The organism is Streptomyces sp. NBRC 110035, assembly GCF_000829695.1.
In the GTDB taxonomy this organism is placed as follows: Bacteria; Actinomycetota; Actinomycetes; order Streptomycetales; family Streptomycetaceae; genus Streptomyces.
Map to the genome: position 1 here is coordinate 34,529 of NZ_BBNN01000040.1, position 24,357 is coordinate 58,885.

Below are 24,357 nucleotides of genomic sequence, written 5' to 3' on the forward strand. Positions count from 1 at the left end.
AGAGCCGACATGGCACTGTTTGCACGGCCCATCCTCACCAACGGGGCCACCCACCCGGCGCAGCAATTCCGCATGCTGGTGCGGGACCTCGCCAACGGCGCGGAGGGCGTCACCCAGGGCGACGACCTGAAAGTGGCCCAACGTTCCACCCCCGGTAGTGGTGTGACGATCGGCGACGGCTCCGGGATCGTCCGCGGCCGCGCCAACACGTTCCAGGGCCACTACGCGGTGTGCAACATCGGAGCCGCTGACGTGCCGGTAGCGGCAACAGGGGGAACCGGACGATCCGACATGATCATTGTTCGGGTGGAGGACCCCGAATACGAGGGCAGCCTGGACCCGCAGGTCGATCAGGTCACCTACTTCGACGTCATCTCCAACGTGTCCGCCTCCGCCACGGTCATCCCCGACGGGCGCACCGGCATCCCCCTGGCCCGGATCGACATCCCCGCCTCCACCAGCACCATCACCAACGCGATGATCACCGACCTGCGGAAGATCGCAAACCCGCGCCGCCAGCGCCGCATGTACACCCACTCACCGGCCAGCGACTCCAGCCTGATCGGCTCCTCCACCACCTACTCCTACTTCTCCACCGAAGCCGGGCAGAACATCGCCATCCCCGACTGGGCCACCACCGCCCGGATCCGCGTCGACGTCTGCCCGCTGCGCTACAGCGTCGACAACTACTTCGGCGCCCTGCGCGCCACCTTCGGCTCCTCCCTGACCCTCCAGTTCACGTCCCTCGACGACAACCAGGGGACCGGCATCCGCAAAATTCCCGCGATCGTCGCCGACACCCTCACCATCCCCTCCTCCTACCGCGGCACCACCCAGCTGCTGCGCGCACAGGCCAACGGCGCCTCCGGCAACGGCGGACGGATCAACGTCACCACCAGCACGACGTTCGTGTACGACGTGGAGTTCGAGGAGGCTCCCAGGTGAGCGTCGCGCCACCGGCCAGGGTCCTCACCCGGCACGCTCTCACCGGTGCCTGGCTGTCGACCGCGCTACCGGTCACGGATCTGGAGTACGGGCCGGAAGTGTCCGGGCCCGGCGAACTGCGCGGCACCCTCTCCCCGCGGCTGGTCGCCTCCCATCCGACACTGGCCGACCCGGGCACCACGGAAATCTATGTGGAGGCCGAGGACCAGCTGGAGTGGGGCGGCCTGATCTGGGACGTCCGCGCACAGGGCAACAACTACACGATCGAGGCCGCGTCCTGGTCGTCGTACCTGCAGAAGCGTTTCGACCTGGACGGGGAGCACGGAGCCCGCGGCCCCTACGTGTATACAGACCGCTGCCAGGTCATCCGCAACATTTGGGCGTACGCGCAGTCCGTCCCCGACGGCGACATAGGCGTGGTCGTCGACTCCACCACCAGCACCTCTACGGTCGGCACACCGGCCGACGTCCACCACTCCTACTGGTACGACACCAAGAGCCTCGGGGACCAGGTCGACGAGCTTGTCTCCGACCAGGGGACCCCCGAATACACGTGCACCACGTCCTGGAACCCCGACAAGAGCGACGTCGTGAAGCGGATCCGGCTGGGCTGGCCGCGTCTCGGTGCCCGACGCAGAGACATCGAATTCTCGTCCGGCGTGAACATCATCGAGGAGCCCGAGGAAGCCCTAGCCGGGGACGACTACGCGCAGGTCGTCATCGGCACCGGCGCGGGCGACGGCAGCGCGAAACTCAGGCAGATCTCCGCCGTCCGCAACGGCCGGCTCCGCCTCGAGGCGGCCGTCGCCTTCCCTGAAGTCAACGGCACCGACGTCCTCAAACAGCGGGTGGAGTGGGAACGCGCGTGGCGGCAGACCCTGGGCGCGGTCGAGACGGTCACGATCCGCGACACCCCCGCCGCACCGTTCGGGTCGTGGCAGGTGGGTGACGACGTGTACGTCCGCATCCACAACGCCTGGACCAGCTACACCGGCTGGTGCCGGGTCACCGGCTGGACCATCAAGCCCACCGCGCCCGGCGGCCCGCAAGCACAGGTCTCCCTGAAACCGTCCGCAATGTACACCTACGGAGGTCAGTAATGGACATCGGGCGGAAACTCGCCGAACTCGAGGCGCGCCTGAACCGGGTGGAGGGCTCCCCACGCCTCTCCCATGCCGCACTCGACAACGCCAACATCGTCATCAAGGACGATGCCGGGCAGGTGCGGGGCCGGATCGGGATGCAGGACGACGGCACCATCGGCCTGATCGCCGTGGACGGGCCCGCACCCGGCGCCCCGAACACGCCCGTGGTCACCTCCACCATCGGCGGCCTACGGATCGTGTGGGACGGCACCCTCGCCTCCGGCCTGGCCCTGCCCGCCGACTTCGCTCACGTCGCCGTCCACGTCTCCACCACCGCCGACTTCACCCCATCAGCGGGCACCTACGTCGGCACCATCACCAAGGCCGGAGACGGCGGCATGCTGCCCGTCCTACCCCTGCCGTACGTGCCGCACTACGTCCGCCTCACCGCAGTCAACACCTCCGGCGTAGCGGGGGACCCATCGCAGGAGACCACCGCGACCCCCATCAAGGTCGACGGCCCGGACCTCCAGGCCGGATCGGTCACCGCCACCACCATCGAAGCTGGCGCCGTCACCGCGGAGAAACTGGAGGCGGTCCTCCAACTCGTCACCCGCCTGGTAGCCGGCGACCCGGCCGGCGCCCGCGTGGAACTCAACGAGGACGGGCTACGCGTCTACAACAGCCTGGGTGGGCTGGTGATCCAGTTCAACTCCGCCGACGGTTCCGCCGCCTTCACCGGCGCCATCACTGGTAGCACCGTCACCGGCGGACTCATCCAGACCGCCACCAGCGGTGAACGGATCGCCATCAACGAGTCCGGGAACAACCGAATCCTGGTTTACGACAGCGCCAACAAGGCGGTCGCGTCACTCACCCCCGGCGGTATCGGCCTGGCAGGTCCCACTGGGAACGCCATGTCCATCAGCCCTGCGACCACCTATCCGTCCATCCGATGGCTGAACGCCGCCCAGGACAAAACTGCGCGTATCCAGGTCCTCACCTCGGCGGCCGGGGACCTCAACCTGCAACTCCAGAACAGCATCGGCCACTCCCTGTACCTGCTGGAGAACCGTATCTACGTCGGTGGCACCACCCTGCAAGTGCTGCCCGCCGCCAGCGCCTCCAGCGGCTTCTACCTGGAGGCCGAGACCGGCCACACCGGGCACCTGTTCCGCCTGGTCCGTGACGGCGACAAGTTCACCGTCGACAAGGACGGCAACACGACCACCCCCGGCAGCCTGACCGCCGGGAACATCACCACAGGCCGCATCTCGATCACCCCTAGTGCCGCAAACGCGCCCACCTCCGCCAGCGTCAGCGGCCTGAACATCAAGGGCAGCACGATCCGGGTCGTGGCCACCCCCTCCACCTCCGTCCCCGGCACCTCGGTTCTCGGGGTCGGCGTCACCAACGTCACCACCACAGGTTTCACCGTATGGCTGACCCGCACCAACACTGCCTCCACCGGAATCGACTGGATAGCGATCGGATCATGACCACAGAGGCCGAACCCACGCCCGAGTCCGAGCCCAACCCCATCGAGCCCACCCCGCTGCCTGAGGAGCCGCCCCCTCCACCGCCGGACGAGGTGCCGCCGCCGCCTGCCCCGGAGCCGCCGCCCGCTCCCGACATGCCCACCACGCCGATCACCTTTGAGCCGGCCACCTACTACGAGGTCGACTCCGTCTGCCTGACTGCGGACAGGGGTGATGGCGAGCCGTGCCGCAATCTAAACGTGACCGCGACGGATCCGATGGTGTACTCCAACGCTGGGAAGCCGATCATTTTCTGCGGCGTGTGCTCCAAGTACCGGACCATCCTGTCCGCGACCAAGCTGGACCCGCAGCCCGAGGTGTCGTAACCCGCTGTCGGCCCGGAGCCGGGCGGGGGCAACGTCTGCCCCGCCCGGCCCGTAGCCTGACCACAGGGCGACCCTCCGCCCCCTCTGCTCCAGCCCCCGAGGGACGGCCGCACGCAGTGGCCCGCCACAGCATCATCAGCTCTGGGCGCGGGGAGATCCAGGAGCACGGGCAATGCCCGATCCGATCACACAACAGGACGAGCAGACGGCTGCCCGGAAGAAGACCGCTCCCGCCCCGGAGCCCTCCCCGGCCCCCAGCCCCGACACCACCGTCGTCGACACGGCACGGTACGAGCCGTACCCCGGCGCCGCGTTCTTCCACGGCGGCCGACACTCACCCCTCTTCGCGGCGATGGCCCGACGCCTCGATGCCGAAGGCTGCACCGACGGCCGCCACCTCGGACCGGACTGGACGACCGCCCACCGCGACGCGTTCGCCACCTGGCAGCGCACCCTGCGCCCCAAGGAGGGCGGCGACGTGTCCGGCATCCCCGACCAGGTCGCCTGGGACCGACTCCACGTCCCGCGCATCACACCCCTTCCCAAGGAGACCTGAGATGGCCACCCCGCTGTCCGCCACAAAGCTTCTCGCCGTACTCAAGGCCGAGGGCTGCAAGGTTGTCGAGTACCGGTCTTGGCGTACCCACAACCGCAACTCCAAGGGCGCCTGGGGTCCCGTCAACGGTGTCATGATCCACCACACCGTTTCATCAGGCGAAGACTCATCCGTCGCGCTCTGCTACAACGGGCACACCCTCCTGCCCGGACCGCTCTGCCACACCGTCGGGGGCAAGTCCGGAAAGCTGTACATGGTCTCCGCAGGCCGCGCCAACCACGCCGGCTCCGGCGACGGCGACGTACTGCGCGCCGTCATCAACGAAACCGCACTGCCCGCAGACAACCAGGCCAACACCGACGGGAACTCCCGCTTCTACGGCCTGGAGATCGTCAACCTCGGCAACGGCAAGGACACCTACCCCGCCACCCAGTACGACGCCGCAGTCCGGTGGGCCGCCGCGATCTGCCGCGCCCACGGCTGGGGCGCCGCATCGGTCATCGGCCATAAGGAGTGGCAGCCCGGAAAGATCGACCCCCACGGGCCTGTCGAGGGCCGCGGCCCCTTCAACATGACCGCCTTCCGCCGCGACGTCGCCGAACGGCTGAAGAACGCGGCCTCCTGGAGCTCCGGCTCCACCCCGAGCACGCCCGACACCGCGGAGGACCCCATGGCAGGGATGACCAAGCAGGACATCTACGAAGCGGTGTGGAGGACGGACGCCATCACCGCGCCCGCCACGGCCACAGACCGCGCCACGAACAAGACATGGGAGCCGCAGTCTTACCTCAAGGACATCGGCAACCGGGTCAGGTCGATGGACAGCCGTCTCGCCGCCCAGTCCGCCGCGATCACCGAGCTGACGAGGACCGTCACCCAACTCGCCACCAACAGCGAGTCCCTCGACGCCGACGCGCTCGTCCACCGCATCGAGCAGGCCATCGAAGCCATCGACATCCGCCTCGAAGTCACCAGCTGACCATCCCAGAAGAAACGAGACCTTCTCATGAGACTCATTGCCCGCGAACCCGCCCTGCTCCTGGGCCTCATCGCCGCCGGCGTCAAGCTCCTCGGCTACGAACTCGACGTGTCCGCCGGAGTCCAGACCGCCATCAACGCCATCGCCGCCGGTGTCGTCGCCGTCATCATCGCGTTCGTCGCGAAGAACGGCGCCTGGGCTGCCGCGGTTCTCCAGACCGCGCAGGCCGTCATGGCTTTGTTCGTCGGCCTGGGGCTCGACTGGTCCGCCGGCCGGCAGGCCCTGTGGATGGCGTCCATCGCCGCAGTGCTGGCTGTCGTGGAGCGGTTCATGGTCACCCCGCCGCTGGCGACCACCGGCCTCGAGCAGTCCAGCCCGCTCGCCAAGCGCGGCCCGACCGCGGTCTGAACTGTGACCCTCTGGCGCGCCGCCCGTCGACTGGCAGCGGCGTCGGCGCGCCACCAGAGGCCAAGGAGTGGCACCGGTGAATGAGCTGTCGGCCGTGAGCGTCCTTCTGCCGGGCGGGGCCGGGGCCATCGTGACTCTCATCGTGCTGCTCATCCTCCGAGGCAGTCTTGTCGCGCGGGCCGTCCTCGAGGACGTCCGCAAGGACCGTGACGACCGCGTCGCCGAGCTGGCCAAGGAGCGGGATGCGTGGCGGGAGGCGCATCGGCAGAGCGAAGCCGCACGAATCGATGCACAGAACCAGGTCGGTGAACTCCTCGAACTGTCGCGGATCGCCGATCACGTTCTTCGCGCTATGAGAGGGGAGGTGCCTGGGGATGCGATGGATCAGCCGGTTGCTGCGCCGCCGTCCTGAGCCCGCCCCGCAGCGCCCGAAGTCCACAGGCAAGCCGTCCGGGCAGCGGGAAGCGGAGCTGGCTCTCTCCCGCGCCCGGGAGGCCCGCCGGCAGGTCGAGGCATACCGTCCGGCCGTCGCGCGGGTCGCCGCGCGTCTCGCGCGTGAGCGTCAACAGAACCATTTCGCGGAGCTGTTTCGGTCCGCCTTGGAGGGAGGTCAGCGCTGATGAACTGGGCGCAGCTCGCAAACACGGCAGCATCGGGTCTGGTCGCCCTGGCCAGCATGCTCTTTGCTGTCGTCTACCACCTGCACGCACCGTGGCGGTCCACCGCGGTGGGCCGGCACCTGATGGGCTTCACCCTCGCAATAGGAGCGCTGGGCGCCTACACCGTGGCGATCACGATGTGGCCGGAGGGGGCTCCTGCCTCGGTGCTGCGAACGATCCGCACCGCGCTGATGGTGGTCATCGCCGCTCTGGTGGTGCAGCGAATCCACATGGTGATCACCGCCCAGCACCGTGGGGCGCTCCTCGACGCCCACCCCCCTCACGATCAGCCCGGTCCGCCGCCTTCTGCCTGAACTGGAGTACACGCACATGACCATGGTGAACGGCACGCTCCTGGGGGGCGGCGATTCGCGGCGGGTGGAGATGCGGGCCGCGCTAGTCGATGTGACCGGCGCCCCTGCGGTCGGCTATGTGCCCTCCCTGGAGGGAGAGCTGGTGCGCCCGGTGCCGATCACCCCCGACCAGGGTGGGGACTGGTCGGCGGACCTCACCCCGAACAGCCTGATCGAGTCGACGTCCGGGGACACCCTGTGGGCGGTGCAGGAGGGCCGCACCCTGTCCGGTGTTCCGATCATCACCCACATTCTGGTGCCCGAGGCCGGCCAGTGGTGGGTGGGGCAGCTGCGGGTCGACCTGGCAGACACACAGACCGGTCAGGGCAGCATCGTCTACGTGCCTGGCGAAGCCGGACCACAGGGGGCACAGGGCCCGGCCGGGCCGGCCGGTACCGACGGCCAGGACGGCACCCCCGGAGCCCCGGGCGCAGACGGTGAGGACGGGGCATCCGCCTACGAGGTGGCCGTCACGAGCGGGTTCACCGGCACACAGACGCAATGGCTGGCCTCCCTCGTCGGCCCCCAGGGCGAGCCGGGCGAGCAGGGCGAGCAGGGTCCGCCCGGCGCTGACGGTTCCAACGCGGACGCGGAGGCCTACACCGACACCGCCATGACCGCCGAAGTGGCGCGCGCGGATGCCGCCTACGAGCCGGCTGGGACCGCGACGGCCGCCGTTTTTGCCCACACCAGCGCGACCGACCCGCACGGGGACCGCGCATGGGCCGACAACAAGTTCGCCACCCTCACCGCCCTCGGCACCCTCAACGCCACCGTCACCGACCTCGGCGGCGCCGTCACCAACCTCGACGGATTCGTGCAGGACTGCCTCACCCGGGTCGCCGGAATCGAGCAGGGAACCGCCTGGCTGTCCGCCCTCAACGTCGCCGGGAACGCTCAGATATCCGGTGGGGACCTGACCGTGTACGACACGTCCAAGGGCTACCGGCTCCGCCGCGGGGGCGCCGACCTGGACCTTGAAGGCACCGGCGCCGACCTCGTCACCAGCGTGTGGTCCGGGACCGCGTTCAACGGCACCCAGCACTCCTACGACCGGTACTCCGCAAGCTCCCTGAATGTGCAGCATGCCGGGAAACGCGAGTTCGTGGACGGCCTGTACGGCGCCGCCCGGCACGTCCTGGACCCCGACAGTGACCGCATCGGCTTCTTCGGCGCCGACCCGGCCGGCCAGCAACAGGTCACCGGAGCCTCACAAGGGGAGACGGTGGCGTCTCTGACGGAGGCGCTCGCCGCCTACGGGCTCGTCGTGAACGTGGCCGCCCCCGCGGCGAAGGGCGTGTACGTGCCGAACGGGTGGGGGGAGCACTGGCGGGCCGCCCGCGACACCGCCAGCGCCACCCCCGCACGAATCGTCACCCTCGGAGGCAGTGCGACGCAGGGCATGTATGCCTCCAACCCGATCACCCACTCGTGGCCGGGCCTGGTCCGTACCGCCCTCCAGGCCCAGTACGGGGACGGCGGCTCCGGATATCACACGACGAGTCTGTCCTCGACCGTCCTCGCCTCGGGAGATGCCGCGGCGCTCGCCGCATGGACGACTGCCGGTGCGATCGTCGGGCAGAGTGGCACCTGGTCCCTGTCCGCGAACCGGTACGGGCCGGGTATCACCGGCGTGTACACCGACGTGACCGGCTCCACCATGACGTTCACGGTCCGCGGCACCACCGTGAAGATCTACACCATCAGCGGCGGCACCCGCCCGCCTTTCACCTACGCCATCGACGGCGGCACGGCAGAGACTGTGACCGTGCCCGGCGGAACCGCCGCCGTGCAGGTCACCACCATCACCGACCTCACCCCAGGCACCCATACAGTGGTCCTCACCTGCGGCACGACCACCACCGGCCAATACCTGACCGTCGCCGGAGCCGCCGGGGAGAACGCCAGCGGAGTCATCGTCGACAACCTGGCCCGCGCGGGCGCCGGCTCCGGTTCCTACGCGACGCTGCCGGAGTCGGCGCTGAACGCCACATGGAACGGCGGCATCAACTACCCGGCCAGCCTGGCCATCTACACGGCCGGACCCAACGACGCATCCAGCGATGTCGCCCCCGACGTGTGGGTGGACAACGTGGCCGCCTGGCTGCGCGGCGTACGAGACCTGGGCACCTCACAGGGCGCCACGGACATCATCCTCGGCATGCCCCACCTCGGTCGGCACACCACCGCGAACTACCGATACGCGGAGTACGCGGCGCGGCTGCGCTCGCTGGCGGCGTCGTACAACGCTGCGGTGGTCGACTGGTGGGAGATGGGCCGCAACAGCTGGCCGTACTGGTCCACGCTCGGGTATTGGGGCACGAACGCGGGCACCGGCGGGGCCGGGACGGACAGCGTGCATCTGTCGAATGCAGGGTTCGCCGCGATGGCCTCCCCGGTCATCGACCTGCTGAAGGCCTGACCTCGAGGGTGCGACCACCGGCGGGACGGCCGCGCCCTGCTCCGGGCGCCGGATCGCTCGCACGTACGATGACCGGGTGAGCACCCCTGCCCCTGCACGTTCGAAGCCGCCTACGCCCGACTGCGCGCCCTCCCAGATCGGCCCGTGCACGAAGTGCCAGCACCCTTGTCACCGGTACGGGCACGGCGGGAACCCGCTGTGCGTGGTCTGCCGCCGGGAACTGGAAGCGTGGCGGGCCCGCCAGTAGTCAGGGGGCGATGCGTCCGTTGGCGTTGAACGCGGCGTAGGTGAGGGGCATCAGCTTCGCCCACTCGTTTTCCATGGCCTCGCCGACCATCTCGATCTCGCGCTGGGGAAACGACGGCGTTGTGGCGTCGGGGTGGGTGGTGCGCAGTCCGAGGAAGTGCATCAGGGAGCGGGCGTTGCAGGTGGCGTAGATCGACGAGTACAGGCCCACCGGCAGCACCGTGCGGGCAACCTCCCGCGCCACACCGGCGGCGAGCATCGCCTGGTAGGCGTCGTACGCCTGCCGGTAGGAGTTCACGGTGACCCGCTCGGTCAGCTCATGCTGCGCCTGGGTGCCCGCGGTGAACTGGTACTGGCCGGCCTTCCCTTCCTGGACCAGGCGCCGGTCGGGGCCGGGCACGTAGAAGACGGGCTCGAGTTCCCGGTAGCGCCCGGACTCCTCGTTGTAGGACCAGCCGGCCCTGTGGCGCATGAACTCGCGGAACACGAAGATGGGGGCGCTGATCAGGAACGTCATCGACGTGTGCTCGAAGGGGCTTCCGTGCCGGTCCCGCATCAGGTAGTTGATGAGGCCCCGGTTTCGGCGTGCTTGCGGGTGCTCGGTGTCGGTCTGGTCCCAGGTGATGAGGGAGTCGAGGGAGCGTTCGCCTTGGGTGGAGACGCGGGCGGCGAAGAGGACGTCGGCGTCGAATGCGGTGTGCTTGACGAGTTGGACGGTGACGTCGCTGCGGAAGGTCGGGGTGGGTGTGGGCATGGTGGGGTTCCGTCCTGCGGGTGGTGAGGTGCCCTCAGTCTGGCCCGGCTCGGCGGCCCGTGTTGCCCCTCGAATTCGGGCGCCCGCGGTCGCCGTCGGCGCAGGGGAAGGCGGCAAGCAGTTCGGTCATAGGCTCGCGGCGTGCTCCTCTCCGACAGAGACCTCCACGCGGCGATACGCGACGGCCGGCTCGGTATCGATCCGTTCGATGAGGCGATGCTTCAGCCCGCCAGCATCGACGTCCGTCTCGATGACCGCTTCCGGGCGTTCAACAGCCACGCGCACACGCACATCGACCCTGCGCTCGATCAGGACGATCTGACACGCCTGGTCCGGGTCGACGACGGCGAGCCGTTCGTGCTGCACCCGGGGGAGTTCGTGTTGGCGTCGACGTACGAGCGGGTGTCCCTTCCGGACACGCTCGCCGCGAGGTTGGAGGGTAAGAGTTCGCTCGGGCGTCTGGGGCTGGTTACGCATTCCACGGCCGGGTTTATCGACCCGGGTTTTGAGGGGCACGTGACGTTGGAGCTGAGTAATCTCGCGACGCTTCCGATCAAGTTGTGGCCGGGTATGAAGATCGGGCAGATCGCCGTGTTCGCGATGAGTGGGCCGGCGGAGCATCCGTATGGGAGTGCGGTGCGGGGGTCGCGGTATCAGGGGCAGCGGGGGCCGACGGCGTCCCGGTCGTGGCAGGGCTTCCACCGGACGGTGCTGCCTCGGTGATGCGTTGAGGGCTCTGCGTAGCGGTTATGATCTGCGTGGCGGGTGCTGACCCACGCATAGCGGAGCGAGTCGGACCACGCTTTGACCTCTGAGAACTGCACATCGGTAGCATGAATAGCGGTGCCCCCGGCTGCTTTCCTCAGCCGGGGGCACCGCATTTTTGTTCCGTGGGCCTATGCGGCCATGCTGGGGTCGAACCGGTCGTGGGCCGCCCCCTGCCAGATCTCCCAGTCGGTGCTGACGTGCCCGGTGCCAGCCGCCGTTCCGGTGGCGGCCCAGAAGGGGCGCAGGGTCAGCGGTCCGGACTTCTGCCGCCAGCATCCGTCCGCGTGCACGTCCGGGTAGGCGGTGTGGTTGAACTGGCCGGGCCCGTACAGGTGGCCGCAGCAGTTCACGCGCCAGTCGATGGCGCGGTGGGACTCGGGGACCCGGCGGCGGTCCATGGCGTCCTGGTAGTGGTGGTGGATGACGTGGTCGCCGTGGGCTTTGGCGGCTTCGAGGTTGGTGTAGACGCCCAGTGTCTGTTTGAACTTCTGCACGTTCCAGAGGTCGGCGCCAACGTCGGCCATGGTCGGTGTCCTCACTGCTCTCGGTGGTGCCGGTTCACGTGGTTGTTGATGCTCTCCTGGTTGCCCCGGTAGCCGCAGCCGCGCGGGCAGTCCTGCCAGAGTCCCGCGTCCACGGCGGCCTTGGTGACGGACTTGGTGTCGTCGGGGCCGTAGCCGTGGGCGTGGAGCATCTGGGCGACGGTGCCGCCGTGGTGGAGGGCGAGGAAGGCGGCTTCGGCGGTCTTGTCGTGCCCGGCGGCGAAGTACCGGCCGTAGCCGATCTCCTTGCCGCAGCCGCAGTAGCAGCGGCCGGTGGGCTGGACGGTGGTGCCTGTCATGGTCAGTTCTCCTCGGCGGCGGGGGCCAGGGTGAACGGCTCCCAGATGGCGGCGAGGTACTGACCGCGCTCGGCGAGCCATGCGCGGACGGCGGGCTCGTCCTCCTCGGTCACGATGCACTCGGTGGAGCGGAGGATCGCCTTGCGCTGGATGACCCAGAAGACGAGCAGCGTGTCCGGCTCGGGGTCCTCACCCTCCTCCAGGTACTCGCCGTCGTCACGCTGCCAGTCCCAGCGGAAGACGAGGTTCATGTCCTTGTCGGCATCGCCCCACTCCTCTTGGAACTCGGTCCACGAGGCATAGGTGTCGTGCAGGCCGTTCTTGTAGTAGTTGCCCTCCTTGCAGTAGTAGGGATGGTCGATCTCCCATAGGTGGGGCTGAGCCGTGTCGTCTGTCATGCCGTCAAACTACAGGGCTTGACTATCCAAGACAACCCAAGGATTCCAAGGGTTACGCCGGGAAGTTGACCCGCAGAAAGGGGCCTGGCGCGCCCGAACTCGGGATCGCCGGTACGCGGAGACCTTCCAGCTCCTCACGGGCCGTCAGGCGCCCGCGTGGCCGATCCGGGCAGAAGGCGGGGCGCCCGACCAACTGGTCTACGCTGAGTGCCAGCCGTCAGCCTGATAAGCGGCGCGCCGGACGCATCCACCGTCTGCCGCGCTTGGGCGGTCAGTGGACAGAGGGGCCGGAGCCGACGGGCGACGGCCCTTCGTCGTTTGTGCACGGGAAGTCGTCCGGGAACATCGCCGTCTGATCTGGGGATTGGTGCATCGACATCCCAACTACCTGCCACACCTGGCATGCAGGGCACATGGCGTCCTACCGTAGAGGTGTTGGCTCCTCCTGGGGCTGGTTCCAACTGGTTCGAGAGCGCGGTTCCGCAGGCAGTCCCTTTGGCGAGGGTGCGGCACCGCGCTTCTCGGCGTTCCCGGGGGATCGCACCGTTTGGTTCCCGATAAGCTCACATATAGCCAGCGATCACGAGAGGTAGGGGAGCAGCGTGGAGTCCGTAGAGATCGAACTGTTCGGAGGGCCAGCGCACGGTATGCATGTGGTCATCCCCGGCGAACCCATGAATCCGCCCGACACCTACGAGTTGCAGCAGGCTCCGGCCCACCAGGAGGCAGAGCCCCGCCGTCTCGTCTACCGGAAGGACGCAGAGCCCCGCCGTCTCGTCTACCGGAAGGACTTCGACACTCTCGGTAGGACCCTGTGGGTGTACCGGTACGAGGAGCAGGTGCTGTGAGCACCGAGAACCTTCCCGCCAGACCAGCTGACCGCCCGCCGCTCCCCACCGAGTTCGACCCCGAGCTCCGCGCCCGCCTCGCCGCCCTCGACACCGCCAGCGACACCCACGCCCGCGAGCAGCGCCCCGACAACACCACCCGCGCCTACGCCGCCGACTGGCGTGTCTGGGAGGAGTTCTGCGCCCAACTCCAGATCCCCACCGCCGCCGCCACCCGCGGCACCCTGCGCGCCTTCGTCGACTACCTCTGGACCCGCAAGCAAGCCGCCTACTCCACCATCGACCGCCGCCTCGCCGGCGTCACCGTCACCCTGCGCCAGCAATACTCCGTCGTCGTCGACCCCGAAGCCACCAAGGCTGCACGCGAGCTGCTGAAGGACTACCGGAAGAAAGCCGCCGAAGCCGAAGAGCCCGAGCGCGGCCGCGGCAAGGCCCCCGCCATGCGCCTGCACGACCTCCGCCGCATCGCCTCCCTCTGCGGCACCGACATCTTCGGCCTCCGCGACCGCGCCATGCTCCTCCTCGGCTTCTCCATCGCCGCCCGCCGCGCCGAACTCGCCGGACTCCGCCTGCGGAACATCCGCGACGACGACAACGGGCTCCTCGTCCACGTCGCCGTCTCCAAAACCGACCCCCGCACCGTCCCCGTCCCCCACGGCACCAGCCCCGACACCTGCCCCGTCCGCGCCTGGAAGACCTGGGCAGCCGCCGCCAGCATCGTCGACCCCGACCGGCACGCCTTCCGCCGCATCCACCACACCGGCAAAGTCCAACCGCACGGCCTGTCCCCGCAACGCGCCGGCGACCTCATCACCGCCGCCGGACTCCGCGCCGGATACGAGGACCTTTTCACCGGCCACTCCGTGCGCTCCGGCCTCGCCACCGAAGCCCGCCGCGCCGGCAAGGACCGTAAGGCCATCGCCGCCATCACCGGACACGCCGACGGCTCCAAGGTGCTGGACGGCTACATGCAGATCGTCGACCAGTGGAGCGAGCAGGACAACGCCCTGATTGGACTCGGACTGTGACCAACGAACGGACTGCTTACCCCATGCTCGCGCCCGCCTGCTGGTCATGGCCGCCCGAGCGTCCGACCAGCGACGACATTAGCCGTCGATTCTGGGAGGGCATCGACACCACGGGTTATAGCGCGAGCATGATCAACCTGTTGGAGGAGACCGCAGCCGCCCGGCACACGGACGAAGAGACGTTGAGGACTTGGCAGTCCGGCCGCTGTGCCATCTGTGGAGCGACGGGCCGCTGTATGGTCTGCGACCACGACCACGAAACCGGGCTGGTGCGAGGGTGGCTGTGCGTTTCGTGCAACACGCGTGAGGGTGTCGCTATCGGCCTTCCCGGAACTGTCATGGCTGCATATCGAGAGCGGCCGCCCACTGCCATCCTCGGATTGACGATCCGCTACCGGGATCCGTTCACCCGGCAGTGGGCCGTTCCCGAACCAGTCATCGAGGACGGCTGGGAGAACAGCCCCTCTGCCGACCTCACCTAGCCCGCCGCCAGTGCCTCCCGGAGGTAGTGGGGCAGGGCCTGCCGGGCGGCCGCCCCCACCTCCCCCGCGGGAAGTTCGTCGGGGGTGACGATGACCGGCTGCCCGCCGTCGGGGCGGGCCAGGGCCCGGAAGGTTTCCCCGCCGTGAGCGGATGTGCCGGCGAGGTAGGCAGTCAGGGCGGCTCGTGCGATGTCGGCGGGGTCGGCGGTGGTGGTGGCGCGCCCGTATCCTCGGCTGATCCACATACCGGTGACGATCTCGTACAGCTGGACTTCCCACGTGATCCGCGTGGGCTGGGTGTCTTCGCAGGTCATGCCGTACAGCCTGCCCGGCCGATGGGAGCGGCGCGCCGCATACGTGCAATTTCACGTCCCGGGCTGGCTGCGCGCGTCTCCGCCTGGGCTGCGGAGGACCGCGCCGGCCTCGAGGAGGATGCCGCGGGTGAAGCCGTATGAGCGTCCGGTGCTCTCGGCCAGCGTCCTGATGGAGACGCCGCTCGCGTATGCCTTTTTCAGGTCGGAGGCGAGCTTGTCGCGCTCTGTGCCGGTGACCTTCCTGCCCTTGCCTACCATGACCGTCTCCTCTGCCATGTCCCGAAGGGTGATCATCGCGCATCAGCCGCCGTTGGGGGTGTCCCAGTATCCGGTGTGGGCGATGGTGTCCGCGGTGACGGGGGGCTGCCGGTCGGCGAGGAGGGGGTGGGTGGCGGCCATCTGTCCGACGAGTTTGTTGACCCAGCGGGACTGCAACGCTTGCCGGTTGTCGTTCAGCAGCAGCGCGTGTTCGCCCGGGTCGGCGGGTTCGGGGCGGACCTTCAGGTACTCCTTGACGGCGGCGCCGGTGAGCGGCTCGAGGACGAACTGTTTGCCGACCGCTTCGTGGTCGTCGGGGGCGCGGATCTCCCAGGTGCCGTCGGGCTGGGGGTAGAGGTGGCGTTTGTCGACGCGGACGACGTGGGCGGGGCGCAGGCCCTCGAGGAGGAGCCAGACGGCGAGCCGGTCGCGTTGGTAGTGCCGGGAGTAGTGAGGGCCCCAGCCGCCGATGACGGCGAACAGAGTGGCACGTTCCATGCGGGCCAGGCGGTTTTTGGCGCCGGCGGGCCGGGTGACGCCGGAGCGTAGGGCGACCAGGTCGGGGGGGATGGTGATGATGCGGCGGCCGTGGGCGGCCTCGTAGAACTGGGTGAGGGCGCTGATGCGGCGGTCGTGGGAGCGGGCTGCTTCGGGGTGGTGGTCGGCGAGCTGGGCGAGGGCGTCGGGTCCGTTGAAGGGCCGGCCGTCGAGGTAGGGCGCGAGGAAGCAGTCGTGGGCCCAGGCGGCGATGTCTTGAGGGCGGGCGGTGTAGGCGTCAACTTGCCGGGTGCGGCACCAGGTGAGGAAGGAGCCGATCTCGCGCGCGTATTCGGCGCGGGTGGAGGGGCGCAGGGCGGATCCCGCGAGCCAGTCGTGCAGGAAGTCGTCGGCGTCCATGGCCTTATCCTGCCCGCCCGATGATCGGGTTACAAAACTTCCGGGCTACCTCATCCCCAGTGGCGGGGTGGTGGCGGTGTGCGTGAGGGTGCGGGGTGGGGTCGCGCGTGCAGGCTGGAGGGTGGTGGGGTGGAAGTTTTGTAACCTTGCCGATCATGGGGAGCGGGCGCGGGCCCCATGCCGGAGGCCACACGGGCACCGTATGCCGGAACCGGGGAAGGTGTTCCCCCTGCCCGCGGCGGGTCAGTGCCCTGTGGCAGGGTGATCGCCATGCCCTCCGCAGACCTTCCCGAGCTTCCCGATCCGTTCCCTGAGCACGCGTGGGATGCCGTCCAGCGCACGCTTTGACGGCCCGGCACTCCCGAAGCTGCGGTGAAGTGACAAGTAACTGAGAGTGACGCTTTGGGGGCTGCTCCCTCTGGTGGGGTTCCCCCCCAATAGCTTGCAGCCGGAAGACCTGGCAGAAGGGGCGGAACGGTGGCGAAGCGGTGGGACAAGTACGTGCGGGACCCGGAACAGGATGGCGAGGGAGAAGACGGCGGGGAGTAGGTCTTCGCGCAAGATCTGGACCCGTGGCGACTTCCTGAGCTACGCTGCGCGTGCGCGATCATCATACGCAAAGGCCACAACCCCGATGCGGGGAAGTGGCCTTCGGCATGTCCGGGGTCAGGCGGTGGTCGGCCGGTGCTTCTCCACGGCGTCGCGGATCCAGGGCTGCACCATGTCGTACCGGTCCAGGCGGGTGCCGATCTCTTCGGTCTCACCGGTTTCCTCGCTGATGCCGATCACGGTGAGCTTGGTGAGCTGCTCGTCTTCGTAGGTCAGCCGGAGGCCGGTGACGTCGTGGTATTCGTAGTCCGCCTTCAGGGGAGGAGCGTCGGTGACGGCGAGTTCGATGACTCGGGTGGTCTTCTGGCTGATCATGCTGGTGGTCGGCACAGTCTTCTTTCCTTCGGTCAGGCGGCAAGGCCGGTCTGGGACTGAGTCAGCTTCACGCGGGGACGGTAGTCGGCGTCGTCGGGGTCGCGGGCCAGCTCGTAGTAGAAGAGGGCCTGGGCGTCGTCGGCCGGCTGGGGCTCGGGGCGCTCGTAGGTGGTGTTGGCGGGCGGGGTGAGGGTGTAGCCCATCCGGTGGACCGTGTAGGAGAGGACGCCCGCGAGGTGGAATTCGCGGCGCTCCCGGCGGAGGCGGCACATGGCGATGATGACGATGCCGCCGCCGCGAACCTGACCGGTCTTGGTGATGCGGACGCTGGTGGTGCGCAGCTCCATGATCTCGATGGTGCGCACGGTGGGCTCGGTCTCGCCGGGCTTGAGGTAGGTGATCGTGACGGCTTGGCGGCGGTCGAGGCTGCGGTAGAGGTCGGCGAGGGTCTTGGTCTGGGTCTGGCGGGCGGTGATGCGCATTGCGGTGTCCCCTCGCTGTGTGGTGATGACACCACATTACCCATACTCCATTGCGCAAGCAAGGGGTTTGCGCGTACTGTGGTCCCCACCCCCCCCCCGCACGCCACAGCCATGGCGGGCGCAATGAGATATGGAGGACACTAGGTGGCTAACGCCCCCACGCACCCGCCGAACCGGTCCAGGAACGGCGGGAGCCCGCCGAAAGGACCGCGCATGCCGCGCAGCCGACGCCTCGCCCCCGAGGTTGTCCGTGCCCGTCTGACCGTCGCCTCGGATCGTCTCCGCCAGTCCGGGGACGAGGATTTGGCTGAGGCGATCGATGCGGTGACTGCCCCTCGCGGGTGGGAGCTGCTGAAGAAGCCGGTCAAGGAGACCGCCGCCGACCCGAACATGGCGTTGTGGATGAACAAGACCATCAAGGACGCCATCCTGGCCGCCTCCCGGGTGGCCGGCGACAGCCTTCCGGATGTGGTTGACCAGGGGTTCCGGGCGTTTATTGCCGGGGATTTCGTGCCGGCGAAGCCGTTGCGGTCGGCCCGCGGGTCGGCGACGCCGAAGGACAACTTGAACGTGCGTCCGTCGAAGACTCTGCGGGACCAGGTGGAAGCCCTGTGCCCGGCGAAGTCGACCGAGTTGGGCTGGCAGGTGACGCCGGGGCTGGTGGCTGCGGCGTGGCTGTATGAGGAGTACGGCATCACGGATGACGACCAGCGTGGTGTGACGGCTCCGGCCATGCCCGACCAGGAGTAGCCCTATCTGGGGGTGAGGCCGGGTCTGGACGCCGACAACCGGCCGGCCTCGCCCCTATCTCGTACAACCTCTATAGGAGACCTCAATGGCTCAGGCCATCCAGGCCGCCGCGAACGCGGGCGGTCCGACTTCTCACACCCGTTTTCAGTTCGCTCCGGCCACCAAGGAGCAGTCCAAGGCCCGCGTCGCCCTGGACGGGCCCAGCGGTTCGGGCAAGACCTACTCGGCGCTGACGATCGCCACGGCGCTCGGCTCTCGCATCGCTGTCATCGACACGGAGCGCGGTTCGGCCCGCAAGTACGCCAACGAGTTCGCCTTCGACGTCCTGGAGCTTGCGTACTTCTCCCCGGACGACCTGGTGGAGGCCCTGGCGGCTGCCGGGTCGGCCGGGTACGACGTCGTCATCGTCGATTCCCTGTCGCACTTCTGGTCCGGTTCCGGCGGCATGCTGGAGCAGGTCGACCACGCCGCGAAGAAGGGCTTCGGCGGGAACAGCTTCGGCGGGTGGAAGGAAGCCCGGCCGATGGAGCGTCGCATGGTCGATGCGCTGGTCTCGTACCCGGGGCACGTCATCGTGACGATGCGTGCGAAGACGGACTACGTACTGGAGACCAATGACCGTGGCCGGCAGGTGCCGCGGAAGGTTGGCATGAAGCCGGAGCAGCGTGAAGGGCTGGAGTACGAGTTCGACATCGTCGGCTCGATGGACTGGGAGAACACTCTCGTGGTCACCAAGTCCCGGGCACGGACGTTGACGGGTGCGGTGGTGCGGCAGCCGGGTATCGAGTTCGGTCAGCAGATCAAGGCGTGGCTGGAGGACGGTACGGCGGTGCAGCCGGTGCAGGACCTGATCACGGAGGCGAACCGGGAGAACGCCACGTTCGAGGACCTGGGTGCACTGATGCGGAAGGTTCGGGCGCGCCGGCTGGAGGGTGCGCCGATGCTGACGCCGGAGGGTTCTGCGACGACGCTGGGTGCCCATATCCAGGAGCGCGGCAAGCAGATGCGGAAGGCCGCGCAGGGCGGCGACACGGAGAGGGGAGCCGCCTGATGGGGTACCGCAACGACAACGACGCGTTGTCTGTTATGGATTGGTTCTGCGGGGCAGGAGGGTCCTCCCAGGGCGTTCACTCCGTGCCCGGCGTCCGCGTGGAGCGGGCCGCGAACCATTGGAAGCTCGCCATTGAGTCGCACGCCGCGAACTTCCCCACCACCAGCCACTACCAGGGCGACATCCGTAAGGCCCCGGTGTGGGACTGGCCGGTGACCGATATCTTCTGGGCCAGCCCAGAATGTACTAACTGGAGCGTCGCCAAGGGTAAGAAGCGGGACTTCGCCGACGCCATGCAGGGCAGCCTCCTCGATCTCCTCGCCTCGACCGACGAGGACGACGAGCCGTCTGCCGAGGAGGAGTCCCGGGCGCTGATGGAGGAGGTGCCGCTGTACCTACGCGGTGTGCAGGAGCGGGGCGGCTTGGTGAAGGCCGGCATCGTCGAGAACGTCACCGACGTCCGCGCCTGGGACCAGTGGGACCGGTGGATCGGGGAGATCCACAAGCTGGGCTACCGCACGCGGATCATCGCCCTGAACTCGATGCATGCGAACCCTCGGTCGGTGCACGCGGCGCCGCAGTCCCGGGACCGGCTGTACGTCGGCTACTGGCACGAGAGCCTGGGCCGCACGCCGGACTGGGACAAGTGGCTGAGGCCGCGCGCCTGGTGCTCCGGCTGCGACGCGTTCGTGCAGGCGATGCAGGTGTTCAAGGACCCGAAGCGGGACATGGGCCGCTACCGCAGCCAGTACGTGTACCGGTGTCCGAACACCCGCTGCCGCAACCAGGTCGTTGAGCCGGAGGCCCTGCCCGCCGCCGCGGCGATCGACTGGTCGATTCCCGGGCAGCGGATCGGTGACCGGGCCAAGCCGCTCGCCGACAAGACCCTCGCGCGCATCGAGGCCGGACTGAAGAAGTTCGCTCGCCCCGTGCCGATGATGGTCCCGGCCGGCGGCACCTGGCGGGACGCCGCGGTCTCCGTCGGCGAGCCGATGCCCGCGCGTACCACCCGCGAGAACGACGCGCTGATGGTGCCGCCGCTGATGGTCCCCGTCGAGGGCCGCGTGGGTAAGAGTGCGGCGTCCGCGCACGGCCCACTGCGGGCGATGACGACCCGCAACGAAACCGGGCTGGCTTGGCTGCCGTTCATTGCCGAGTTGCGGGGCGGCGGCTCCGTTGCCCGGACCGTGGCGGAGTCCCTCGCCACTGTGACCGCGTCCGGGAACCACCACGGGCTGGTCACGCCGCCGATGCCCGCCATGGTGATGCGGAACAACGGCTCCAAGGGCGACGGCGGCGAGCACTGCACCTCGCCGGTCGAGCCGTTCCGGACGATGACGACGGCCGGACACCAGTCGCTGCTCACGTGGGAGCACATGCTCGTCCCGTACTACGGCAATGGTGCCCCGCGGTCGGTGAATGAGCCGATCGGTGCGCTGACAACCCGGGACCGGTACGCCCTGGTGCGCGGTGAGGTCGACATCGACGACGTGATGTTCCGGATGCTCGAGCCGCACGAGATCGGCCGCGCGATGAGCTTCGCCGACGAGTACGTGGTCCTCGGGAACAAGCGGGAGAAGGTCCGCCAGTACGGCAATGCCGTTACCCCGAACGCTGCCGAGGTTCTGGTGTGCGCGCTGGTGGAGGCCGTCACCGGCGAGGACATCGACCGGTACGCAGAGCCGGAGTTCGCGGCCGCCGCCTGATTCATCTGCGCCATCTGCGGCCCGCCTTCGTGCGGGCCGCTCCTTTCAGCCCACCCCGCGGGGCTACCCACCACACCCATACCGGCCTACGCCGATCGGAGTTCCGTCATGTCTTCATCCGCCTTCTGGTTGCTCGCGCTCCTGGTCGTCTCTGTGCTCGGTACGCGTCTGGCTCTCCGGGGAGAGCGGCGGCGTCCGTCGTCGTATTCGCGCCGGCCGGATGTGCTGGCCCGGTGGCGGGCCCAGTCGACCGAGGCGCAGGCCGCGCACGACAACGCGGTCCTGGACGCGGCGGAGGCTGCGGAGAACGTGGTCGCGCGGGTGCATTCGCTGTACCGGCCCTGACCCGGGCCGGCCTGTCCAACCCGTCTGGCACACCATCAAGGGAGGTGAGCGCAGTGCCAGCATCTCGCATACCTGTTGTGGCCGCGTTCGCCGCCCTGGCCGGGGCGGCGTGCGGGGCCCGGCACTTCTACCAACTGCGGCGTGCTCTGGATGCGGAGCGCGCCGCGCGTCGTCTCACGGACGGTCTGCACCAGCAGGACCTCGAGGCGTTCACGATGCGGCTGCATCGCAGCGTGCAGGCGCAGCACGCCTTGCGTCAGGCCGACCTGGTTCTGGATTCGGCTCTTGCTACTCATCACGACCCGGAAGGGGGTTCCTCGTGACCCAGCCTGTTCGTCTGGATTCAGCTACTGCTCTCCGAGCGCTTGCGGACCATCCGCGCTACCGGTATCGGGGCTGCGCCCCCGACGTCGACAACCCGCGGATGGCGGCAGGTGACATCTCGGTGCCGGTGGATTCGTGGCAGGCCCCGGACCTGGATGGTGGGGAAGGCCTCGAGGCGCGGCAGGCGCGGGAGGCGGCCGCGGTGGAAGTGTGCGTGGGCTGTCCGGTGATGGTGCAGTGCCTGGCTTACGGGTCGTCGCTGACGCCGAAGGGGGAGTTGGCGGAGGAGCACGCGATCCTGGGTGGTCTGACCTCGTTGGAGCGGCACCGGGCGTTCGTGGAGTACAAGCGGGTACGGGAGACGGTGGCCCGGCCGGAGCCGGCTCCGGTGTCCCAGCTCCGCACCCGGCAGAAGCTTGCCGTCCTCAAGGCGCTGGCCCGGTTCGAGGAGCCCGAGGACGTTGCCACGGCGGCCGGGATGGACCTGCGGACGGCGAAGTGGCAGATCGCCCGCCTGACCACCCAGTTGGGTCTGGACAAGTCCGCGGGCCGTGCCGAGCTGCTGGCGGCCGCGGTGGAGCGGGGTCTCCTCGAGCCGGCGGACCTGCCCGACGTCCAGCCCGCCCCGGTCCCGGCTGCTGTCCCTGCTGCGGGTTGTGCCCGTGCGGTCCAGTCCCGTCGCCGCGGTCGCCGGGTGACGGTGGCGCCCGGCCAGCTCGCCTTCTTCGACTTCCCGGACGCTCCTGTCCCTGCCGCTCGGTCTTCCCGGGCGGCGTCTGTCACCACCCTGTTCCCGAACGCGCCTTTGGAGGCCGCAGCATGACCACTCACCCCACCACCACTCCCGCCTCCTCCGACGACGCGCAGGGCGGCGTTCTCGAGGACGCGGCGTTCGAGACGATGCGGACGGACGCTGTGCTGACGGGTCGGGCGATGTCGTCGGGCGAGTTCCTGGCGGGGCTGATCGCGAACGGTGAGCTGGCGACGGTGGGCCGGCCGGAGAAGCTGGCCGTCGACCTGTGGCCGGATGTGGATCCGGTGGTGGTGCAGCAGATCTGGGATCGGGCGTTGGCGGTGGGTCTGCATGCGGGTCGCCGGTCGGTGAGGCCGCGGTTGTACCGGGATGAGATGGATCGGGTGGCGGGCCAGTTGTCGGAGGCCGGGTTTCACGCGATGGCGGGGACGACCGCGCGGTCGCGGCGTCTGGTGGCGCCGGAGGTGCCGCATCCGGCGGACGGGGAGGGTGCGGGCGGGCACTGACTGCCTGTCGGGGTGTGACCAGTAGTACCAACGACACGAGGGGAAGGAAGGTGGGACAGGTGGTGGGGTCAAACGGTAGGCTGGTGCCTGCGCCAGACGTCCAGTCAGTTGCGAGGCCGGACGGAAAGCGTGCAGGAATGTCAGAAGCCCCCGCTGCCACGTTGGTGGCGGTCCCGGTTTGCGAAGCCGGAACGCGAGGGCTGTCGACACTCACCGCGCTAACGAATGAAGGTGCCGACGTGGCAAAGAGTACCCGGACATCCGGACGATCAGACAGTGCAACCTCAGCCACCGCCGTGAAGATCACACCGGCGATGCATGCGGGTCCTGTCACCACTACCCCCTCAGTCGCATGACCGCCCGGGGCGAGATGTCCGACGAGGACATCCGTCTGGCTCAGATCCGCGCCGTCCGCGAACTCATCGCCGGACGCGCCGACGACGCCACTGTCTGCGTCGCCGAACTCCATCAGGCACTGGATAACCCGATCGGCGAGTTCATGGTCGACATGGCGGCGCCCGGCCCGAGGGACCTCCTCGCCTGGCTGGACCGCGCCATCAGCAAGGCGGAAGCAGACGCCGACCGTTGGCACGACGTTGAGTGCGAGTCGCACGGGACCGGCTTGATTGACGCAATCGTCCTGCGAGACGCAACGCTCTGCGACTGTGCTGGCCCGGCCGCTGTACGGCGCCGCTGCGCCGCCGACCGGAAGCTGCTGGAACTCCACAAGGCCGTTCCCGACCATGGCCGGTACAGCGAAGCCCAGTGCCCGGCCGACTGCGACGGCGAGCACAGTGCACCCCCGGTGTGCGCTTCCTGCCGAACCTACGCAGGTGATCCCGTGGCGTTCCCCTGCCCCACGGTCCGTGTGGTGGCGGAGGGCTACGGCTGGACGGAGGGCGAGCGATGAGCGTTCATCGTCTGTGCCCGCGCTGCAACAAGGTCGTCCGGGTGCGTGTCCGTGACGGCGCCTATGGCGTTCACCGCAAGGGCGCGTACTACAACTGCACGGCCTCCGGCCTCACCCCTGAAGAGGTCCGCCAGGGCATGACCGCCCTGGGCAAGCGGACCGCCGAATACCTCGCCACCAAGGCGCAGGAGCAGACCCCACCCACTGAGGGGGATCAGATGACGTAGCCGCTATGGGGCGGGAGATTCCTCGACCGCCCCGGCCGCTTCCCCCGGTCTGGTGCGCCAACACCATCCGGGCCCTGCGGCCCTCGTGCCACTGATCGGACGCCAATCCGATCTAAGGCCCGCCGGGCGCCAACCCGAGCGAGCAACTTCCAGGTTCTAGCCGAACCACTTTCACCACCAGGCGGGCTTTTACGTCCCGCAGGACGGCAGGTACATAGTGCCTCAGCGCACCCCCTCTTGTCAGCTCGACCACCCCGCGACGGGCGATTCACG

32 protein-coding genes and 1 pseudogene are annotated in these 24,357 nt (G+C 68.8%); 24 read left to right on the top strand and 9 right to left on the bottom strand.

Features of this window, described 5'->3' with window-relative positions; all coding sequences use genetic code 11:
- Positions 1-9: 9 nt before the first annotated feature.
- From TU30_RS26675 to TU30_RS38085, 11 genes and pseudogenes are all read left to right on the top strand, one after another.
- Complete coding sequence (locus tag TU30_RS26675; RefSeq protein WP_042174562.1) at positions 10-945, top strand: hypothetical protein; 936 nt, start codon at positions 10-12, stop codon at positions 943-945.
- Entirely contained in the window at positions 942-2,045 is a 1,104-nt protein-coding gene (locus tag TU30_RS26680) for a hypothetical protein (protein ID WP_042174563.1), read from the top strand. Before TU30_RS26675 ends, TU30_RS26680 begins: the two co-directional genes overlap by 4 nt.
- Entirely contained in the window at positions 2,045-3,529 is a 1,485-nt protein-coding gene (locus TU30_RS36180) for a hypothetical protein (RefSeq protein WP_042174566.1), read from the top strand. Before TU30_RS26680 ends, TU30_RS36180 begins: the two co-directional genes overlap by 1 nt.
- Positions 3,526-3,894 carry a hypothetical protein gene (locus TU30_RS35690; RefSeq protein WP_107068587.1) on the top strand — a complete coding sequence of 123 codons (369 nt, stop codon included), beginning with the start codon at positions 3,526-3,528 and terminating at the stop codon, positions 3,892-3,894. Before TU30_RS36180 ends, TU30_RS35690 begins: the two co-directional genes overlap by 4 nt.
- Before the next feature lie 172 nt (positions 3,895-4,066).
- Positions 4,067-4,450: a peptidoglycan-binding protein gene (locus TU30_RS26695; protein ID WP_052479924.1), complete on the top strand. Its 384-nt coding sequence runs from the start codon at positions 4,067-4,069 to the stop codon at positions 4,448-4,450.
- A gap of 1 nt (position 4,451) precedes the next feature.
- Positions 4,452-5,130: pseudogene (locus tag TU30_RS34705) on the top strand (N-acetylmuramoyl-L-alanine amidase); the annotation flags it as partial.
- Positions 5,130-5,429: a hypothetical protein gene (locus TU30_RS38400; protein ID WP_370626714.1), complete on the top strand. Its 300-nt coding sequence runs from the start codon at positions 5,130-5,132 to the stop codon at positions 5,427-5,429. The pseudogene TU30_RS34705 and the gene TU30_RS38400, both read left to right, overlap by 1 nt.
- A 27-nt stretch (positions 5,430-5,456) precedes the next feature.
- Entirely contained in the window at positions 5,457-5,837 is a 381-nt protein-coding gene (locus tag TU30_RS26705) for a hypothetical protein (RefSeq protein ID WP_042174571.1), read from the top strand.
- Between the two features lie 76 nt (positions 5,838-5,913).
- Positions 5,914-6,249: a hypothetical protein gene (locus TU30_RS26710; RefSeq protein WP_042174572.1), complete on the top strand. Its 336-nt coding sequence runs from the start codon at positions 5,914-5,916 to the stop codon at positions 6,247-6,249.
- 207 nt (positions 6,250-6,456) lie between these two features.
- Positions 6,457-6,810 carry a hypothetical protein gene (locus tag TU30_RS26715; protein WP_042174574.1) on the top strand — a complete coding sequence of 118 codons (354 nt, stop codon included), beginning with the start codon at positions 6,457-6,459 and terminating at the stop codon, positions 6,808-6,810.
- Positions 6,811-6,826: 16 nt separating this feature from the next.
- On the top strand, positions 6,827-9,271 hold the full coding sequence (locus tag TU30_RS38085) for a hypothetical protein (RefSeq protein WP_052479925.1): 2,445 nt from the start codon (positions 6,827-6,829) through the stop codon (positions 9,269-9,271).
- A 247-nt stretch (positions 9,272-9,518) separates the two neighbouring features.
- Here TU30_RS38085 and thyX read toward each other — a convergent pair whose 3' ends face one another.
- On the bottom strand, positions 9,519-10,271 hold the full coding sequence (thyX, locus tag TU30_RS26725) for an FAD-dependent thymidylate synthase (protein ID WP_042174576.1): 753 nt from the start codon (positions 10,269-10,271) through the stop codon (positions 9,519-9,521).
- Between the two features lie 141 nt (positions 10,272-10,412).
- On the opposite strand from thyX, the gene dcd reads away from it, so the two are divergent.
- Positions 10,413-10,994, top strand: a complete 582-nt coding sequence (gene dcd, locus TU30_RS26730) for a dCTP deaminase (RefSeq protein WP_042174578.1) — start codon at positions 10,413-10,415, stop codon at positions 10,992-10,994.
- Between the two features lie 173 nt (positions 10,995-11,167).
- On the opposite strand, the gene TU30_RS26735 is transcribed toward dcd, so the two are convergent.
- From TU30_RS26735 to TU30_RS26745, 3 genes are read right to left on the bottom strand one after another with little or no spacing between them, the layout of a single operon-like run.
- On the bottom strand, positions 11,168-11,563 hold the full coding sequence (locus TU30_RS26735; protein ID WP_042174580.1) for a hypothetical protein: 396 nt from the start codon (positions 11,561-11,563) through the stop codon (positions 11,168-11,170).
- A gap of 11 nt (positions 11,564-11,574) precedes the next feature.
- A complete protein-coding gene (locus TU30_RS26740; RefSeq protein ID WP_042174582.1) occupies positions 11,575-11,880 on the bottom strand; it encodes a hypothetical protein in 306 nt (101 codons plus the stop codon).
- 2 nt (positions 11,881-11,882) lie between these two features.
- Complete coding sequence (locus tag TU30_RS26745) at positions 11,883-12,278, bottom strand: hypothetical protein (RefSeq protein ID WP_042174584.1); 396 nt, start codon at positions 12,276-12,278, stop codon at positions 11,883-11,885.
- Between the two features lie 602 nt (positions 12,279-12,880).
- Between TU30_RS26745 and TU30_RS26750 the strand changes: the two genes are divergently transcribed.
- The 3 genes from TU30_RS26750 (at position 12,881) to TU30_RS33055 (ending at position 14,636) form a co-directional block, all read left to right on the top strand.
- Positions 12,881-13,126 (top strand): hypothetical protein, encoded by a 246-nt coding sequence (locus TU30_RS26750; protein ID WP_158719371.1) that lies wholly within the window; start codon positions 12,881-12,883, stop codon positions 13,124-13,126.
- Entirely contained in the window at positions 13,123-14,154 is a 1,032-nt protein-coding gene (locus tag TU30_RS26755) for a tyrosine-type recombinase/integrase (RefSeq protein ID WP_042174589.1), read from the top strand. The genes TU30_RS26750 and TU30_RS26755 overlap by 4 nt, the downstream gene beginning before the upstream one ends.
- 128 nt (positions 14,155-14,282) lie before the next feature.
- Positions 14,283-14,636, top strand: coding sequence for an endonuclease domain-containing protein (locus tag TU30_RS33055; protein ID WP_078878545.1), 354 nt, complete (start codon positions 14,283-14,285; stop codon positions 14,634-14,636).
- Here the strand turns inward: TU30_RS33055 and TU30_RS26765 are convergent.
- The 5 genes from TU30_RS26765 to TU30_RS26785 form a co-directional block, all read right to left on the bottom strand.
- Positions 14,633-14,950, bottom strand: a complete 318-nt coding sequence (locus TU30_RS26765; protein WP_052479926.1) for a hypothetical protein — start codon at positions 14,948-14,950, stop codon at positions 14,633-14,635. The genes TU30_RS33055 and TU30_RS26765 overlap by 4 nt on opposite strands.
- A 51-nt stretch (positions 14,951-15,001) precedes the next feature.
- Positions 15,002-15,226 carry a helix-turn-helix domain-containing protein gene (locus TU30_RS26770; protein WP_042174713.1) on the bottom strand — a complete coding sequence of 75 codons (225 nt, stop codon included), beginning with the start codon at positions 15,224-15,226 and terminating at the stop codon, positions 15,002-15,004.
- A 24-nt stretch (positions 15,227-15,250) separates the two neighbouring features.
- The gene (locus tag TU30_RS26775; protein WP_042174591.1) at positions 15,251-16,105 is read right to left on the bottom strand and encodes a hypothetical protein; all 855 of its coding nucleotides are present in this window, start codon (positions 16,103-16,105) and stop codon (positions 15,251-15,253) included.
- 666 nt (positions 16,106-16,771) lie between these two features.
- A complete protein-coding gene (locus TU30_RS26780) occupies positions 16,772-17,044 on the bottom strand; it encodes a hypothetical protein (RefSeq protein ID WP_042174593.1) in 273 nt (90 codons plus the stop codon).
- Positions 17,045-17,061: 17 nt separating this feature from the next.
- The gene (locus tag TU30_RS26785; RefSeq protein WP_042174595.1) at positions 17,062-17,511 is read right to left on the bottom strand and encodes a hypothetical protein; all 450 of its coding nucleotides are present in this window, start codon (positions 17,509-17,511) and stop codon (positions 17,062-17,064) included.
- Between the two features lie 213 nt (positions 17,512-17,724).
- Here TU30_RS26785 and TU30_RS26790 point away from each other — a divergent pair, with 213 nt between their 5' ends.
- The 9 genes from TU30_RS26790 to TU30_RS26825 all read left to right on the top strand — a co-directional run bounded on the left by TU30_RS26790 (position 17,725) and on the right by TU30_RS26825 (position 24,084).
- Positions 17,725-18,261, top strand: a complete 537-nt coding sequence (locus TU30_RS26790; protein ID WP_042174597.1) for a hypothetical protein — start codon at positions 17,725-17,727, stop codon at positions 18,259-18,261.
- A gap of 85 nt (positions 18,262-18,346) precedes the next feature.
- Positions 18,347-19,312, top strand: a complete 966-nt coding sequence (locus tag TU30_RS26795; protein ID WP_078878540.1) for an ATP-binding protein — start codon at positions 18,347-18,349, stop codon at positions 19,310-19,312.
- The gene (locus tag TU30_RS26800) at positions 19,312-21,018 is read left to right on the top strand and encodes a DNA cytosine methyltransferase (protein ID WP_042174599.1); all 1,707 of its coding nucleotides are present in this window, start codon (positions 19,312-19,314) and stop codon (positions 21,016-21,018) included. Before TU30_RS26795 ends, TU30_RS26800 begins: the two co-directional genes overlap by 1 nt.
- Positions 21,019-21,126: 108 nt before the next feature.
- The gene (locus TU30_RS36185) at positions 21,127-21,363 is read left to right on the top strand and encodes a hypothetical protein (protein WP_158719372.1); all 237 of its coding nucleotides are present in this window, start codon (positions 21,127-21,129) and stop codon (positions 21,361-21,363) included.
- 77 nt (positions 21,364-21,440) lie between these two features.
- Positions 21,441-21,686: a hypothetical protein gene (locus TU30_RS26805; protein ID WP_042174602.1), complete on the top strand. Its 246-nt coding sequence runs from the start codon at positions 21,441-21,443 to the stop codon at positions 21,684-21,686.
- Positions 21,683-22,510, top strand: coding sequence for a WhiB family transcriptional regulator (locus tag TU30_RS36610; RefSeq protein WP_199816899.1), 828 nt, complete (start codon positions 21,683-21,685; stop codon positions 22,508-22,510). Before TU30_RS26805 ends, TU30_RS36610 begins: the two co-directional genes overlap by 4 nt.
- Positions 22,507-22,947, top strand: a complete 441-nt coding sequence (locus TU30_RS26815; protein ID WP_042174606.1) for a hypothetical protein — start codon at positions 22,507-22,509, stop codon at positions 22,945-22,947. Before TU30_RS36610 ends, TU30_RS26815 begins: the two co-directional genes overlap by 4 nt.
- Before the next feature lie 352 nt (positions 22,948-23,299).
- A complete protein-coding gene (locus tag TU30_RS26820) occupies positions 23,300-23,857 on the top strand; it encodes a hypothetical protein (RefSeq protein ID WP_042174609.1) in 558 nt (185 codons plus the stop codon).
- Positions 23,854-24,084 carry a hypothetical protein gene (locus TU30_RS26825; protein WP_042174611.1) on the top strand — a complete coding sequence of 77 codons (231 nt, stop codon included), beginning with the start codon at positions 23,854-23,856 and terminating at the stop codon, positions 24,082-24,084. The genes TU30_RS26820 and TU30_RS26825 overlap by 4 nt, the downstream gene beginning before the upstream one ends.
- Positions 24,085-24,357: the final 273 nt, after the last annotated feature.

Coding starts and splice junctions, on each gene's coding strand:
- TU30_RS38085 (WP_052479925.1), top strand. CDS start 6,827: ATGACCATGGTGAACGGCACGCTCCTGGGGGGCGGCGATTCGCGGCGG.
- TU30_RS26740 (WP_042174582.1), bottom strand. CDS start 11,880: ATGACAGGCACCACCGTCCAGCCCACCGGCCGCTGCTACTGCGGCTGC.
- thyX (WP_042174576.1), bottom strand. CDS start 10,271: ATGCCCACACCCACCCCGACCTTCCGCAGCGACGTCACCGTCCAACTC.
- TU30_RS26775 (WP_042174591.1), bottom strand. CDS start 16,105: ATGGACGCCGACGACTTCCTGCACGACTGGCTCGCGGGATCCGCCCTG.
- TU30_RS26820 (WP_042174609.1), top strand. CDS start 23,300: ATGACCGCCCGGGGCGAGATGTCCGACGAGGACATCCGTCTGGCTCAG.
- TU30_RS26695 (WP_052479924.1), top strand. CDS start 4,067: ATGCCCGATCCGATCACACAACAGGACGAGCAGACGGCTGCCCGGAAG.
- TU30_RS38400 (WP_370626714.1), top strand. CDS start 5,130: ATGACCAAGCAGGACATCTACGAAGCGGTGTGGAGGACGGACGCCATC.
- TU30_RS26825 (WP_042174611.1), top strand. CDS start 23,854: ATGAGCGTTCATCGTCTGTGCCCGCGCTGCAACAAGGTCGTCCGGGTG.
- TU30_RS26675 (WP_042174562.1), top strand. CDS start 10: ATGGCACTGTTTGCACGGCCCATCCTCACCAACGGGGCCACCCACCCG.
- TU30_RS33055 (WP_078878545.1), top strand. CDS start 14,283: ATGATCAACCTGTTGGAGGAGACCGCAGCCGCCCGGCACACGGACGAA.
- TU30_RS26745 (WP_042174584.1), bottom strand. CDS start 12,278: ATGACAGACGACACGGCTCAGCCCCACCTATGGGAGATCGACCATCCC.
- TU30_RS26765 (WP_052479926.1), bottom strand. CDS start 14,950: ATGACCTGCGAAGACACCCAGCCCACGCGGATCACGTGGGAAGTCCAG.
- TU30_RS26770 (WP_042174713.1), bottom strand. CDS start 15,226: ATGGCAGAGGAGACGGTCATGGTAGGCAAGGGCAGGAAGGTCACCGGC.
- TU30_RS36180 (WP_042174566.1), top strand. CDS start 2,045: ATGGACATCGGGCGGAAACTCGCCGAACTCGAGGCGCGCCTGAACCGG.
- TU30_RS26705 (WP_042174571.1), top strand. CDS start 5,457: ATGAGACTCATTGCCCGCGAACCCGCCCTGCTCCTGGGCCTCATCGCC.
- TU30_RS26790 (WP_042174597.1), top strand. CDS start 17,725: ATGCCGCGCAGCCGACGCCTCGCCCCCGAGGTTGTCCGTGCCCGTCTG.
- TU30_RS36185 (WP_158719372.1), top strand. CDS start 21,127: ATGTCTTCATCCGCCTTCTGGTTGCTCGCGCTCCTGGTCGTCTCTGTG.
- TU30_RS26785 (WP_042174595.1), bottom strand. CDS start 17,511: ATGCGCATCACCGCCCGCCAGACCCAGACCAAGACCCTCGCCGACCTC.
- TU30_RS35690 (WP_107068587.1), top strand. CDS start 3,526: ATGACCACAGAGGCCGAACCCACGCCCGAGTCCGAGCCCAACCCCATC.
- TU30_RS26715 (WP_042174574.1), top strand. CDS start 6,457: ATGAACTGGGCGCAGCTCGCAAACACGGCAGCATCGGGTCTGGTCGCC.
- TU30_RS26800 (WP_042174599.1), top strand. CDS start 19,312: ATGGGGTACCGCAACGACAACGACGCGTTGTCTGTTATGGATTGGTTC.
- TU30_RS26795 (WP_078878540.1), top strand. CDS start 18,347: ATGGCTCAGGCCATCCAGGCCGCCGCGAACGCGGGCGGTCCGACTTCT.
- TU30_RS26735 (WP_042174580.1), bottom strand. CDS start 11,563: ATGGCCGACGTTGGCGCCGACCTCTGGAACGTGCAGAAGTTCAAACAG.
- TU30_RS26815 (WP_042174606.1), top strand. CDS start 22,507: ATGACCACTCACCCCACCACCACTCCCGCCTCCTCCGACGACGCGCAG.